Origin of the sequence: Tautonia sociabilis (assembly GCF_003977685.1) — a bacterium.
Taxonomy (GTDB): domain Bacteria; phylum Planctomycetota; class Planctomycetia; order Isosphaerales; family Isosphaeraceae; genus Tautonia; species Tautonia sociabilis.
The window spans coordinates 25691-40657 of record NZ_RYZH01000028.1 but is presented as its reverse complement, the minus strand read 5'-3'; the positions used below and the strand labels follow the sequence as shown (position 1 = coordinate 40657).

Annotated in this window: 9 protein-coding genes; 3 read left to right on the top strand and 6 right to left on the bottom strand. The window is 70.0% G+C overall.

Features of this window, described 5'->3' with window-relative positions:
• Positions 1-85 precede the first annotated feature (85 nt).
• Complete coding sequence (locus tag TsocGM_RS14895) at positions 86-2383, bottom strand: hypothetical protein (protein ID WP_126726263.1); 2298 nt, start codon at positions 2381-2383, stop codon at positions 86-88.
• A 318-nt stretch (positions 2384-2701) separates the two neighbouring features.
• Positions 2702-4192, bottom strand: coding sequence for a hypothetical protein (locus tag TsocGM_RS14890; RefSeq protein WP_126726262.1), 1491 nt, complete (start codon positions 4190-4192; stop codon positions 2702-2704).
• A gap of 490 nt (positions 4193-4682) precedes the next feature.
• Between TsocGM_RS14890 and TsocGM_RS14885 the strand changes: the two genes are divergently transcribed.
• The 3 genes from TsocGM_RS14885 (at position 4683) to TsocGM_RS14875 (ending at position 9122) form a co-directional block, all read left to right on the top strand.
• Positions 4683-5153, top strand: a complete 471-nt coding sequence (locus tag TsocGM_RS14885) for a hypothetical protein (protein ID WP_199756797.1) — start codon at positions 4683-4685, stop codon at positions 5151-5153.
• Between the two features lie 653 nt (positions 5154-5806).
• The gene (locus TsocGM_RS14880) at positions 5807-8281 is read left to right on the top strand and encodes a DUF1549 domain-containing protein (protein WP_126726261.1); all 2475 of its coding nucleotides are present in this window, start codon (positions 5807-5809) and stop codon (positions 8279-8281) included.
• Between the two features lie 73 nt (positions 8282-8354).
• Positions 8355-9122, top strand: a complete 768-nt coding sequence (locus TsocGM_RS14875; RefSeq protein WP_126726260.1) for a sugar phosphate isomerase/epimerase family protein — start codon at positions 8355-8357, stop codon at positions 9120-9122.
• Between the two features lie 670 nt (positions 9123-9792).
• Here the strand turns inward: TsocGM_RS14875 and TsocGM_RS14870 are convergent.
• The 4 genes from TsocGM_RS14870 to TsocGM_RS14855 form a co-directional block, all read right to left on the bottom strand.
• On the bottom strand, positions 9793-10560 hold the full coding sequence (locus TsocGM_RS14870) for a hypothetical protein (protein WP_126726259.1): 768 nt from the start codon (positions 10558-10560) through the stop codon (positions 9793-9795).
• Between the two features lie 196 nt (positions 10561-10756).
• On the bottom strand, positions 10757-12271 hold the full coding sequence (locus TsocGM_RS14865; RefSeq protein WP_126726258.1) for a carboxypeptidase M32: 1515 nt from the start codon (positions 12269-12271) through the stop codon (positions 10757-10759).
• Positions 12272-12670: 399 nt separating this feature from the next.
• Positions 12671-13696: a DUF1559 domain-containing protein gene (locus TsocGM_RS14860; RefSeq protein ID WP_126726257.1), complete on the bottom strand. Its 1026-nt coding sequence runs from the start codon at positions 13694-13696 to the stop codon at positions 12671-12673.
• 171 nt (positions 13697-13867) lie between these two features.
• Entirely contained in the window at positions 13868-14944 is a 1077-nt protein-coding gene (locus TsocGM_RS14855; protein ID WP_233578899.1) for a DHH family phosphoesterase, read from the bottom strand.
• Between the last annotated feature and the right edge of the window lie 23 nt (positions 14945-14967).

Sequence of the window (14967 nt, the reverse complement as noted above, 5' to 3'; positions counted from 1 at the left end):
GGGTCCGTGATCGTCGCCATCCGATCCGAAGCCAGCCGACCCACCGGGCCTCGACGGGTCCGTGCCGCCGAGGCCCGGTCCTCGATCATCGGGCCTCGGAACCGTCCGGCCGTCGGGCGAGGAGCCCCTCCGACTCTTCCTCCGACTCCGGCTCCGAGCCGGCGGCCCAGGACGCGGCCAGCTCGGCGGTGGGGCCGATCCCGACCGCGGAAACCCAGAGCGCGAACGGGCGTTGCTCTTCCTCGAACTGGGGGACGTGGGAGACGTCCGGCTCGACGCCGTCGCACCGCAGTTCCAGCCGGTGCATCCCCTCGGAGAGGGCCAGAGGGGGGGAGATCAGGGTCTGTTCCTCCCCTCCGGAGAACTCCCAGCGGGCCAGCAGGGCCTCCCCCTCCCGCAGCTCGACCACCTTCGTCGGCCTCCTCGACATCGCCCGGATCGCGAGCACGACCGGGCCGCCGGGTTGAGGGTTGTAGAGCGCAAGGCGGCTGACCGGGTCGATGATTCGCCCGACTCCCCTCCTCGACCAGATGTAGCCCCGCCAGCCCTCGGCGCAAAGCACCACCGGGGTCGAGGGGGGCGGCAGCCGGTCGACCTGGTAGACGGCCGCCTCCTCGTCCTCGAAGACCAGGGCGGGGGCGAGCCGGCGCTCGAGTGCGTCCAGCGTCACCGGAAGCTCCGGGTAATCCCCGGGGCGATGGTGGAGGACCAGGTAGTCGAACCCAAATGTCTTCAGATAGAGCCAGGAGAAGTCGTCGAACGGCGCCGGCCCGCTCACGCCGTGCACGTCGAAGCGGATCGACTCGGGATGCTCCAGGTAGTCCGGGATCGCGAGCCGGTGGGCGTGGAACGGAGACTGGTGGGAGAGCAGGTTCTCCTGGACCGGGTTCAGGTCGGCGGTGTATCCGGCGGACGTCCGCAGGCCGTGGATCGACTGCCAGTAGGTGCAGAGCGCGGGCAATCGCCAGGCGGCGTTGAAGTGGGGGGCCTCGAAGATCGAGGCCTCGGGCGCTCGATCCCGGATCCAGCGGTAGCAGGCGGGCATCTCCGGCATCGGGACGGTGCCGAAGGGGACCTGGGCCAGGTCGATCGTCGCCAGGGCCATCACGCCGACCCCCAGCACCGCCCGTCCCGCTCGGGAGGAGATTCGGGAGGCCAGTCGGAGCATCCCGGCCCCCGCGATCGTGGCCGCGACGGGAAGCGCGACGAACGCGAAGCGGCCGGGGACCCGGATCGGCTTGAGGATCTGGCCGTACTCCCGGAGCCAGTGCGCCGGCAGGGTCAGCTCCCTCCCGAGGACCGTCACCGACGCCCCGAGCGAGAGCACCAGGCAGGTCGTCAGCACGACCCACCAGTAAGAGGACCGTTCAAAACGAGCCCGGCCCAGCAGGGCCACGGCAAGGAGCCCCAGGGTCACCAGGCCGAGGTAGGTCGGGAAGACCATGATCCCGGACTCGGTGATCCAGCGCTCCGGCAGCAGGCCAGCGAGAAGCTTGGGAGGAAACGGCATCAGGTAGGAGAGGATCGGGGCCTTGTACAGGTTGAACTCGGCCGAGGAGCGGTCCATCGCGAAGCCATGCGTCATCGCCCAGATCTGGCTGGAGAAGAGCACCAGCAGCGCCGGCAGGGTCAGCCCGACAAACGCGGTCAGCCAGCAGACCCGAGGCGGCAGGAACCGCTCCCGATCCCGATTGCGACGAGCCCGGATCGCCGCCCAGGCGAGATAGATCGCCGCCGGGAAGACCGCGAAGACGCCGTAGTACGGAGCGCTCGAGGCGGTCAGCAGGTAGACGCCCGAGGAGCGGAGCAGCCGTCCCCAGGACGGTCGGTCGACGAAGCGAATCCAGCAGACGAGGAAGATGGGGAACCACCCCAGCGTGATCTGCTCGACCTGGCCGCTGGCGAAGTAGGTCATCGGGCCGCCGAGCATTCCGAGCAACCCGGCCAGGGCCGCCGCCCAGCCGTCCCGGAGGACGTACCACGCCAGGACGTACGTCCCGACGCCCGTGAGCACGAACCCGAGAAACCAGATGATGTTGTAGCAGAGGACGTCGTTGGAAAGGACCGACGACAGGCCCAGGTAGAGGAGGCTCTGGTACTGCAACGGCGGCAGGTAGCCGACCGGCGCCCCGACCGGGTGCTGGAGGCCGGGGGAGTGGAAGGGGAGCCTCCCCTCCAGGAGGCATTGCTTGTGCCACCGCATCGTCCAGAGGTGGACCAGCGGGTCGCTGAACTGCCCCGGCAACGCGGTGTGGACCGTCGTGATCGCCGGCCAGGTCCCGACGACCGCGAGGACGGCGTAGACGGCCGACATGCCGAGCAGTCGCCGGCCGCTCGGCCAGGCCGGGCGACCAGACGGCGGGGAATCGTCCGTGCGTTCCATTCCGATCGGGTCCCTCGGTCCTAACCTGGCCTGTGGAAACCAGTCCCCTGAAGCCGGCGGACGGGGGACGACGCACCTCACGCCGACGACTCCCGTCCCTAGCGGCAGCAAGCAGACCGCCGGGATCATCCTCCGAGTGATCGCCCGGGAGGGCCGGGACGAGGAGGTCAACCACCACCTCTACCCCCTCGGAGGAAGACGGCCAATGCCAATCCGCCGGTGAGGATCGTCGCGTCCCTCGGTCGACGCCCGGCCCCGAGGGAGGTCGAGCCCGGCACTCCGGGCCCTTCCTCCCGATCGGGATCGCCGGCAGACGCCTCATCCCGACAGGGGGCGACGGGCGTTGAACCGCTTGACTTCCTTGTAGGCGGGGCTGCCGATCCCTCCGGAGAGGCCCTCGACGCCCGGGGTCCGGCCCGGGCCGAGCCGCGGGCGATACGGCGCCCCCGGTGCGGCCGGCGGCACAACCGGCCCGTTTTCCAGCCGCACGCGCTTGGCGAAGAAGGCCGAGTCGGCCGAGGACGGATCGACCGCGGGATTCAGGCTGTTGTCGATCAGCCCCTCGACCTTGGCGTTGATGTACCCGGTCGGGATCACCAGGTCGTTGGGCGAGCCAAACACCCCCTGGAACGGCTGCACCGAGGCGGCGATGATCGAGTCGAAGAGGTCGCCGCCGACCCGGATGGTCATCGTGCCCCCCCCCTCGGCGGTGGGGCTGCCTCCGGCGGTCCCCGGAGTGTAGCCGGCCAGGATGTTGGTGTTGATCACGTCGCCGCCGAAGGCGAGCGAGCCCGCCGATCCCCCGACGACGACCGAGGAACCCACCGCCCCCCGGTTCGCCGAGAGCTGCTCGATCTGGCCGGCCTCGATCGACACAGTGTCCATCCCCAGGCCGAAGAGCGCGGTCCGAACCCCCTCGACGGCGGAAACCGACACCTTGTTCGTCTCGCCTCCAATAAAGAAATTCGTCAGACGCGCATTGTTCCCGGTCACCTGCACGCTCAGGTTCGTCGCGTCCCCCCCGATCCGGAACCGGCCAATCGCCCCGGTGGCCACCTGGCTGCCAACCACCTGGGGAGCCGACGAGACAATCGTGGTCCCCCCGGGGTTGTCCCCCTGGAAGACCCCCGAGTCTCCCAGATCAAGCGTCGGGTCGCCTTCGATGGCATTGGCCTGGAAGACGTTCAGTCGGCCGGCGACGTTGATGCTCACCGTGTCCTGGGTGGCCTGCTGGCCCTGGCCAGTCCCGGTGGCCGGCTGATTGGCGGTGATGATCCGGTCCACGATGATGCTCGTGCCCACCCGAGTCGGCAGCCCGAGCGAGATCGTGAAGCGATCAGACTGCCCATTCTGGTCCAGCCGCTGGCTCGGGTCGGTCCCGAAGAAGGCCGTGGTGTCGACGCCGCCGAAGTTCAGGGTCGCGACGCCGTCGGGAATGGAGATCGTGCCCTGGACCGTCTCCGTCCCCCCGGGGCTGGTGTCGCCCAGCCAGAAGTCGGGCATGTCGATGGCCAGGGCCCCCACGCCGATCCCCGGACCCGGCGGGTTGCTCGCCGGAGAGACCAGGTTCGCGAAGTAAACGCGGCCATCGCCGTTGGGCCCCTTGGTGACGGCACCAATCAGCCGGGTGGTGGCGGGGTTGGCCCCCTGGTACGTGATGGTGTCAATCAGGCCGGGCTGCCCCAACGGAACGGGGGTCACGCCATCGGAGCCGGGCTGGTTGATCACCTGCAGCGCCCCCGGCCCGGCCAGTCGCAGCGTCCAGGTGTCCCCGTCAACGTCCACCCCCCGCAGCACGGCGGAGAGCATCTGCCGGCCCTCCAGAGGCTCGGAACCCGGACGGCAGGACCGCGACCGACGGCGCTTCGACGTCGACATGGAGACAGTCTCCCTGCAAGGGGGCAATCACGCCCGGGTCGGGCCGGCCTCCCGGGCCAGCCGAGTCCCCGGGGCCCGTCCGGCCCCGCCGGCGGCGGCGGCGACCCGAGGCCCCCTCTCCGCCCGGACCAGCCACCGCGGCCGCCGTCCCGCCGCCAGTTGCGGCCGGGCCGGCCGTCGACCGCCCTCGGCGGCCTCCGACTTCCCCCCTTAGTGTCGGCCGGCCCGCCTCACCCCTTGAGGAAATCCGTCACGACCGGCACGATCGACGCATCCGCGTGCCGACAATCCACCCCGAACATTCCATGCTTGCCAACAACCATACAATAACGTGATAGGGGCGACGCCAGGAGGGCCCGCCAGGAGAGCCGACGCGCGCCGGGGATCGGGAGCGGGTCGGTCGGGAGGAGGAGTCGAGTCGATGAGCGCCAAGTCGCCGACGAGGAGGAGGCCGGCGGTTCAGATCACCGACGGCCGGGCCGCTCGGCTGCACCGGATGGCCCGCCTGCTCGACGAGGCCCCCCGGAGCCGGGAGGAACTCTTGCAAGCGTTGCGGATCGGCCTGCGGACGTTCTATCGCGAACTGGACCTCCTCCGACGCTGCGGCGTGAAGGTGCGGCTGGTGCGCAAGCAGTACCAGTTGCAGGGCTCGCTGGCCGAGGCGGAGGAGCGGCTTCCGTTCCCCGACCCGAGGCTGAGCTTCGTCGAGATGGCCGAGCTGGCCTCGTACGACGGCCCGGCGGCGAACCGGATGTCGGCCTTGCTCCGGAACGTGCTGGAGGCTTCCGGCGGCAAGACGCCGAGAACCGCCGGCCGGACTCGGGGGGGGACCGCCCCCCAGCGATCCTCCCCGGGAGGCGGCCGAACGCGGAGCCAGTCCAAGTCGAAGTGACCGGGGTGGGACTCGAACCCACGACCAGCGGATTAACCTACCCCATCGGCTTTCACCGACCCCGGTTCGCCCCGAGGGGGTGTTCCGGGTTGGAGTCTGGACTCTCCCTTCACCGTCGCAGGTGTGCCGCGTCGAGTCTCTGGGGCTGGGCCCGGCGATCCGCCGGCGCCCTTGCCTGCTGATGACCCAATCCCGCGCGCTTTTCGGGCCGTCACGTTTGCCGTCACCGGCTGCCGTTGTGGCGGCGCGGGCTCTCAGGGCGTCCCAGCATACTGCGGCATCCACTCCCCCGGTTCGGTTTCTTCCCGGAGGAGGCTCCAGGTGCGCGCCGTTGCCGGCGGCGTCGAAGTCCGCTGCTCTACCGACTGAGCTACCCGGTCAGGGGTGGTCGGGAAGGGGGATCGACGGCTCGACCCCCCGCTCCCCGACTGGTTCCAGGGTACGCGACCGAGGCCGTCACGTCCAGTGACCCACGCCCCCCGGAGATGGTTCTCCCATCGCTCCGAGGGAGGCGGCGGCGGCTGGGGATGATGGAGGCCGGTTAAACATCCTCCTTGTCGGCGGCCGGTGGGGGAGATACAGTCGGAAGGAAGACGACCCCGGTCGGACCGGCCCGACGACGGCCGACTGGGCCGCGCCAAGGAGACGGACCGATGCGAAGCTGGCAGGCCGCGACGACGATCGGACTGGTCCTTTCGGCCCTCGGGCTCGCGGTTCCCGCGGGCGCCGGCGAACCGGCCGATCGGGTCGAGGCCGAGGTGTTGCGGGTCGTCCCCGAGGCGGTTGTCCTGGTCGGGCCAGACTCGGTCCAGCAGCTCGCCGTGGAGGGAACCTCGGACGGCAAGGACCGGACACGCTCCGCCCGGTTCGTCGTGGGCGACGAATCGGTCGCGGTCGTCGACGAGTCCGGGATGATCGAGGCGAGGGGGGACGGCCGGACGACCGTGACGGTGGAGGTCGACGGCCAAGCCGTCGAGGTCCCGGTGGAGGTCCGCCGCATCGCCGACCCGCCCCCGATCCACTTTGCCAACCAGATCGTGCCGATCTTCACCAAGCTCGGATGCAATGGCGGCGGCTGCCACGGCAAATCAGGCGGTCAAAATGGGTTCCGGCTGAGCCTGCTCGGCTTCGAGCCGGAACTGGACTACGAGACGCTGGTCAAGGAAGGCCGAGGACGCCGCCTCTTCCCCGCCGCCCCGGAGCAGAGCCTGCTGCTGACCAAGGCGACCGCCGAGGTGCCCCACGGTGGAGGCAAGAAGCTGGAGCCGGGCTCTCACGAGTATCGTCTGATCCGGCGCTGGATCGCCGAGGGGATGCCCGTCGGAGACGCCGACGCCCCGACCGTCGCCCGGATCGAGGTCCACCCGCCCTCCCGGGTGCTCGAGCAGGGAACCGATCAGCAACTGGTAGTCACGGCCGTCTACACCGACGGGACGACCGAGGACGTGACCCGGTGGGCGCAGTACGAGTCGAACGTCTCGGAGGTCGCCGCCGTCGAGACGGGAGGGCGCGTCCGGACCGGGGAGCTGCCCGGCATGGCGGCCGTCATGGCCCGGTACCAGGGGAAGGTGTCCGTCTTCCGGGCGACCGTCCCCCGGGGGGGAGCTGCCCCCGACCTCACCGGATTCGAGCCGAACAACTTCGTTGATGAGCTGGCGATGGCCCAGTGGCGAGAGCTGGGGCTGGCGCCCTCGGACCTCTGCTCCGACGAGGAGTTCATCCGACGGGCGTCGCTCGACATCACCGGGACCTTGCCCTCGACCGCCGAGGTCGAGGCGTTCCTGGCCGACGACCGATCGGACAAGCGGGCCCGGCTGGTCGACGCCCTGCTCGACCGCCCGGAGTACGCCGAGACGTTCGCGATCAAGTGGGCCGACATCCTCCGCAACAAGCGGGCGGGGAACGCGAGGTATCAGCGCTCGACCTATCGGTTCTACGACTGGATCCGCCGGCAGCTCGACCAGAATACCCCGTTCGACGAGTTCACCCGCCAGATCCTCGCCGCCAACGGCTCTCCGGAGACGACGCCGGCGACCGTCTGGTACCGCGACCTGAAGCAGCCGGACCAGTTCGTCGACGACTCGGCCCAGGTCTTCCTGGGAATGCGGCTCCAGTGCGCCAAGTGCCACCACCACCCGTTCGAGACCTGGAGCCAGGACGACTACTACGGCTTCGCCGCCTTCTTCGGACGAATCGGGCGGAAGCAATCGCTGGCCGCGCAGCAAGCGGGGCGCGACGAGCTGGTGATCTTCACCAAGCGGAGCGGCCGAGTGCCCAACCCGAAGACCGGGCAGCCGATGGAACCCCGGGCCCTGGGAGAGCCGGAGCCGGCCGCCGTTTCGCCGCTGGAGGACCCCCGGGAGGCCCTGGTCGACTGGCTGGCGGCGCCGGAGAATCGCTTCTTCGCCCCGGCGGTGGTCAACCGCTACTGGGCCCACTTCTTCGGCCGGGGGCTGGTCGAGCCGATCGACGACCTCCGGGAGACGAACCCGCCGACCAACCCGGCCCTGATGCAGGCCCTCAGCGACGACTTCATCGCCAGCGGTTACGACCTGAAACACCTGATCCGCACGCTCTGCACCAGCCGGCTCTACAGCCTCTCCAGCCTGCCGAACGAGACGAACCGGGACGACACCCAGGGGTTCTCGCGGTTCTACCCGAAGCGGATGAGCGCCGAGGTCCTGCTCGACGCGATCTCCAGCGTCACCGGGGTGCCCAACCGGTTCGAGGGGCTCCCGGTCGGCTTCCGGGCGATCTCCCTGCCGGACGAGGCGGTGACGTCCGACTTCCTGGACACCTTCGGCCGGCCGAGGAGGGAAACCGCCTGCGAGTGCGAGCGGGTGGCGGACGCGAGCCTGAGCCAGAGCCTGATGCTGCTGAACTCCGTCGAGATCCAGTCGCGGCTGTCCGACGACTCGGGCCGGGCCGCCGCCCTGGCGAACGACCCGAGGCCGATCGAGGAAAAAGTGGACGAGCTGTTCCGGCTGGCCTTCGGTCGGCTCCCCTCCGACAGCGAGCGGGCGACGGCGGTCTTCCACGTCGAATCGCGGCCCGACCGGGTCAAGGAGGCCTTCGAGGACATCCTCTGGGCCCTGGTCAACGCGAAGGAATTCCAGTTTATTGACTGACGACGCCGGAGGGTCCGGCTCCCGGTCGATCCCATTCCCGATCCGCCCTCCTCAACCCGGGGAACGTCGTCTCATGCTCCGCCTCGGCACGGTCACGTACAACATCGCCAAGGACTGGGACCTCGACACGATCTTCGAGACGCTCCCCAAACTCGGCTTCGAGGGGGTGGAGCTGCGCACCACCCACGCCCACGGCGTCGAGGTCGACCTGACCGAGAAGCAGCGGGAGGAGGTCCACCGGCGGTTCGACGATTCCCCGCTCGTCCTGGTCGGCCTCGGCAGCGCCTTCGAGTACCACTCCAGCGACCCGGCCGAGGTCCGCCGCAATATCGAGGGGACCAAGGAGTACATCCGCCTGGCTCACGACGTGGGAGCCCCCGGCGTGAAGGTCCGGCCCAACGGCATCCCCGACGGGGCCGACCCGGCGGCGACCTTCCGCCAGATCGGCGACGCCCTGATCGAGGTCGGCGAGTTCGGCGAGGGGTTCGGCGTCGAGATCCGGGTCGAGGTGCACGGGAGCCAGACCGCCGAGTTCCCGGCCTTCGCGACGATCATGCGGCACGCCAACCACCCGAACGTGACGGTCTGCTGGAACTCCAACCCGACCGACCTGATCGACGGCTCGATCGAGCCGGCCTTCCGAATGGTCGGCGACCGGATCGGCATGGTCCACATCAACGAGCTGCACAGCGGCTACCCGTACAAGACCCTCTTCCGGCTCCTCCAGCAATCCGGCTACGAGGGCTTCACCCTCGCCGAGATCCAGGGCAACCCCGATCCCGAGCGGCTGCTCCGCTACTACCGGGCCCTCTGGGAGGAGCTCCAGCCCGACGAGGGCTGATCCCCCGGACCACCACGGCCCCGGACCGGACCGGACCGGACCGGACCGGACCGACCCAAGATCGAGTCGGTGCGCTCCCGGTGCGCTGCCGCCAGATTGGGAAACCGCTTTCGCCGCCTCCAGTTACGGCGACCCGTTTGGGTTCGTTCCGCGCGACGGCGCGACTCGCTCCGTCTCCCTTCCCCGGGGCCGCCTCGGACGCCGAGGACGCCTCGGGGAGCGGGTCGGTTCCCCGACCGGTGCGCTGACGACGGGTCCGCGACTTCTCGCCCCATCTTTTTTGAGAGATGGGAGTTCCATCAATCCCCACGAGCCCGCAATGGGTTCGTTCCGCAACGGTGCGCGAGCGTTCCCGTCCGGATCGGGGCCAGCGCGGATCGGCACGATCTGATGGCGAGATTCGATTGTCAAAGAGACGGGAGACGAACCGGAACATTTGACCACCGGCGAGGATCGGCCCCAGGGTGTCGACGGACGGGGGCCGCGGTGCCAGCGGATCGCTGCCTAATCGATAAGATCGAAGCGCCGGGCCTTGCCAGTCAGGACGGGAGGCGAGATTCCCGATGCGGAGGGGGGGCGGCCGCGGTGAGACTCCAGGATCGGACGCGATGCCGAGCCGGGTCGAGCCATCGCCAGTCACCCTGAGGCGCCGTCGACCGGTCGATCCGAATCAGTCCGATCGTCCGACGTCCCATTTCCCCACGGTCGGCGCCTTCGGTCCGAACTTCCCGGGCCGGTCGGCGAGAATGCGGCGGCTGAGCCCGTCGAGGAGGACGAGGATCAAGACAGGAGCGACGAACAAGAAGGAGATCATCATCGCGAAGGCCGCGACGCCTTGCCATCGGCCGCCGTCGGACGGAGCGAGACCGGGGAGGATTAGGACGCAGGCCGGCAGGAGAACGGTGCAGGTGAAGCCGACCAGCAGCATGCCGAGCATCAGGGTCCTGGCCTGGTTGATCCCCTCGCCGAGCCAGACGCGCATCCCCGATCGCAGCGCCTTGATCAGTCCGGCCGCGGTCAGGGCGGCCGACGCGATGAACCCGGCGAGACTCAGGAGCGACGCCACGAGGAATTCCGGGGGAGGTTCATCCCCCTCCCAGCCGGTGGCTCCGGCCAGGGCCAGGGTGACGAACATCAGCGCGAAGGAGGTCACGCCGATCCTCCAGCCCCCCCATGCTTCGCGGAACAGGGCGCAAATCTCGCCGCCCGCCGGGTCGGGAATCGCCCTCCGCAACCGCCGGGCCGCTCGGAACTCCCCGATCGACGCGGCCACGCTCGCCATCGCGACCGCCAGCGAAGGAGAGAGCAGCCAGCAGAGCACAACGATCGGGACGGCCTTCCGCCACCAGCCCAGGCGACTCGCCGTCGCGGTCGGCTCGCCCTCGGGGAACAGCTCCCAGACCGGATCGCCCGCCAGTCGATCGTCGTGTTCATCCATCGCAGGAACGCTCCAGGCTCCTCATTCTCCGAGGCTTCGTTCCGACGCTTGTTGGATCACTCCCGACGAGTCATGGTGGTCCTGGCGGCCGAGCACTCGTCGGGCGGGCGTTGATGGGTCGGGGACACGCGAATGGACAGGGGGCTCCCCTCCGGGCCAAGCGGGATCGTCGCACCCAGCAGCACCCTGCGCCGGCTCAGAGCCGGTAGACCGGCCCGTAACGCTCCCGGAGGGATCGGACGAGGGGGGAGGGGTCGGGGGGGGAGCCGGTGGCGCGCTGGATGAGGAGGGCGGGGCAGTGGCGGCGGGCGTGGCGGTGGATGTGGTCTCGGAGCCAGTGGAGCAAGGGGAGGGCGTCTCCCCGGGAGAGGGACTGGTCGAGGTCGCCGAGGGTGGCGGTGGCGCGGTCGAACAGCTGGGCGGCGTAGAGGTTGCCGAGGGTGTAGGTCGGAAAGTAGCCGATCAGGCCGGCGGACCAGTGGACGTCCTGGAGGCAGCCGGAGGAGGCGTCGGGGGGGACGACGCCGAGGTCGTGGCGGTAGCGTTCGTCCCAGGCCGAGGGGAGGTCGGCGGGGGGGAGGTCGCCGGAGAGCAGGGCGCGTTCGAGGTCGAACCGGATGATGATGTGAAGGTTGTACGTCACCTCGTCGGCCTGGGTGCGGATCAACGAGGGCTCGACGCGGTTGATGGCGCGGTGGAAGGCGTCGAACTCGGCGTGGCCGAGGGGGTCTCGGAAGAGGCGGCGAGCGATGGGGAACCAGTGAGTCCAGAAGGGTCGGCCCCGGCCGACGAGGTTCTCCCAGAGGCGGGACTGCGACTCGTGGATGCCGAGCGAGACGGACGCCCCCATCGGGGTGCCGAAGCGGTCGGGGTCGAGCCCCTGCTCATAGAGGCCGTGGCCGACCTCGTGGAGGACGCCGAAGAAGGACTCCTCGAAGTCGTCCGGCCGGTATCGGGTGGTAATCCGGCAGTCTCCCGGGGCGATGCCGGAGCAGAAGGGGTGGGCGGACGTGTCGAGCCGTCCTCGATCGAAGTCGAACCCGATCGAGGAGGCGACCAGCTCGCCCAGGATCTTCTGGCGGTCGACGGGAAAGGTCCCCTTGAGGACGGCGGGATCGGGGCGGTCGGTCGCTCCGGCGATGGCCTCGACGAGGGGGACGAGATCGGCTCGGAGGGCGTCGAAGAGCCGGGAGAGCTGGGAGGCGGTGGCGCCGGGCTCGTACTCGTCGAGCAGGGCGTCGTAGGGGTCGCCGCTGGGGGCTCCCACGCAGTCGGCCTCCTGGCGCTTGAGGGAGAGGACGCGACCGAGCCAGGGGAGGAAGCGGCCGAAGTCGCGGGCCTTGCGGGCGGCGACCCATTCGTGCTGGGCCCGGGAAGTGACCCGGGCCAGCTCCTCGACCAGCGAACGAGGAAGCTTGGTCTTCCGGTCGAACGATCGGCGCAGCTCTCGGACGTTGACGGCCTCGGGGGATTCGGGGTCGGCGACGAGGTCGGAGCCCTCGACGATCGCGAGCAGCTCGCCGACCCGGGGATCGGCGGCTCGGTCATGCTCCAGGCCGGCGAGGAGGCCGAGCTGCTCGCTCCGGAACGAGGAGCCCGAGGGGGGCATCATCGTCTGCTCGTCCCAGGAGAGCAGCGCGGAGCAGGAGGAGAGCGTCGACCATTCTCGGGAGCGTCGGATCAACTCGTCGTAGGAGGCCCTGGGGTCCACGGGAGGGCTCCGAACCGGGGGCAAGGGACGGTGTGTCGAGATCGTCCCCAGTGTAACCGGAGGGAGGCCCCCGAGGCGCCGGGGGAGATCGAATCGCCGGAGAGCAGCCGCGGCGGCCGGTCGCGCCGTCGGCCGGGCCGAGAACCGAGCGATCCTCGTGCAACGGTTCCTGGCGAGGCGCTGCCGGCCCCCCTGGGACGAGGAGCGTCGTCCGATCGATCGAGGGGAGGTGCGGGGCGGCCTGGGGTCCGGGCGACCGGCGTCGGGAGGCGGAGGACCGGCTCGGGTCCGTCCTGAACCACTCGGAGCTCTTGTTCCGACAGGGAGCGGTCCCCGGGCCGAGGCCCGGGAGCGCGCTCGGCTCCTGAGCGGAATCGGCCCGGAAACCAGGACTGAGTCTCAATACGAGTCGGAACTGATCACCTCGCCCCCTCGGATCGTGCCGAGGCCGCGCCAGACGAGGCCGTTGACGGTCTCCTGGATGAACCGGACGGAGCCGTCGCCGAAGAGGGCGTTGACGCCGCCGGGGTGCCAGGAGCGGCTGGTGACGGCGGCGAAGGTGGGGCCGCCGCGTGCCTCGCGCTGGCCGTTGATGTCCAGGTCGAACTGACCGTCGGCCGACCGGATGGCTCGATTCGGCCGCCAGGCGGTGGTGAAGCCGGACTGGTGCACGTGGCCGTCGACCCACTCGGTATGGCCGCTGGAGTGGAGTGAGCCGCACGAGCCGCCGTACTCGGGAACGAGGGTCAGGGGGTCGGCATCGGGAGGGTAGGAGCCGGCGGGCTGGTTGACGTGGGCCAGGCCGCCGCAGTCCCGGTAGTAGTGCTGATAGGTCTTGACCTCGGAGGCCACGAGGGTCTGGGTCAGGCCGTCTCGGAAGTCGGCCGGCCGCCGGCTGCGGTTGACGACGAAGGCGGCGCGGTTGTCGGGGCCGCCGAAGCCTCCCCAGACGTACCAGTCCCCCATCGAGAAGCCGTAATTGGTGATGCCCGCCAGGCCGAAGCCGTGAGTGGCAACCTCGGTGTTGACCTCGCTCGGGCAGAGAAAGACCTCCAGCATCTGGGCCGAGACGGTCACGTTCTGAGGGTGGCTGTACGAGGTGGCGAAGTTGATCGCGTCGAACATCGGCCCCTGCTCCAGGAAGGGCAGGATCCGGCCGTGGACGCTCCAGCCGCCGAACCAGGAAACGGTGGTCCCCGATCCGGAGACGACCAGTGCCGGCGGGTACGCCCCGTGGGCCGACTCGTAGCTGTGCAGGCCCAGCCCCAATTGCTTCAAGTTGTTCGCGCAGGACATCCGCCGAGCCGCCTCCCGGGCCGACTGGACCGCCGGCAGCAGCAGGGCGATCAGGATGCCGATGATGGCGATCACCACCAGGAGCTCGATCAACGTGAAGCCGCGACGACGGGGGGAAAACGAGAACACGACGGCCTCCGGAGGCTCGGAAGATTGAGACTCGATCTCAGTCGCGGGACCGATCGTGCCCAAGCCGGGGGCCGATTGTCAAGGGGCGCGACGCCGGGCTCGAGCGGGCCGGGGAGCCGACCCGAGCGGCCGGGCCGGGGGGATCGGCCGCTCGGGAACGGCGGGGGGGGCTCAGGGGACCTGAATCGTCGGGCTGGCGGGGAGGAGGCGGCGGCCGGGGGACTCGGCCACCTGGAGCTGCTCGAAGAGGCGGCGGCGGATGAGGCGGAGCAGTTCGTCGATGGCCTCGGGGGAGGGGTCGGAGAGGGGGATGGCGCCTCCGGCCCGCTTGTCGTGCCCGCCGGCGGTGCCGAGGCCGTCGACGACGGCGCGGAGGACCTCGCCGCTGTTGGTGCCGAGGGAGTCGGTGCGAAGGGAGAGCCGGATCTGGTCTTGGAACCGTCCGATCGCGACGACCCAGTGGGCCTGGTCGCAGCGGATGAAGAAGTCGGCCAGCTCGGCGATGATGTCGGGCTGGGGGACCTGGCCGCACCAGCAGACCAGCAGCGGGCCGTAGAGGAAGGCGTTGGCCAGGGCGTGCTGGGCGGTGGCGAAGTAACTGACCGGCAGGCGGGGGTTTCGGATGCGGGCCATCAGGTCTTTGTCGGCCCGAGGGAAGAGCCAGACGAGGGCGCCGTCGTCGGCGGGGCCGGCCTCCCGGGGGTAGCCGATGCTCTCGGACTCGATTCCGTAGAACAGTGCGGTCGCCAGGCGGGGGGTGAGGGGGACCGACTGCTCCATCAGGTAGCCGGCGACCATGGTGGAGGTGGCGCCCATGTCGGGTCGGATGTCGAGGAACGCGACTCCGTCCAGGTTCCCTCCGGTCTGGTGGTGGTCGAGCACGGCGACCGGGGTAATCGACTCGCTGGCTCGTCGGCCGGTGTGAGGCTGGGAGTCGACCATCACCAGCGCCACGCCGTCTCCCCGGGGGGCATCCTCGATGGGGACCAGTGGGATCTCCAGCAGCTCGACCATGGCTCGGTTCTCGGCCCGGGCGAGCATGCCGTCGAGCGTCAGGGTGACCTCGAGCCGAGGGCGGCGGTGCTCCAGCACGGCCCGGATCCCGAGCATGGAGGCGAGGGCGTCGGGGTCGGGGTTGATGTGAGAGGCGAGCACGACGCGATCGAAGGGGGCCATCGCCTCGAGGAAGCGATCGGATCGGCGACTTGGGGAAACGGCGGGGCGGCGGTTCGTTTCGGTCTTCATCATGGGATCGCCCCCGGGACGCCGGG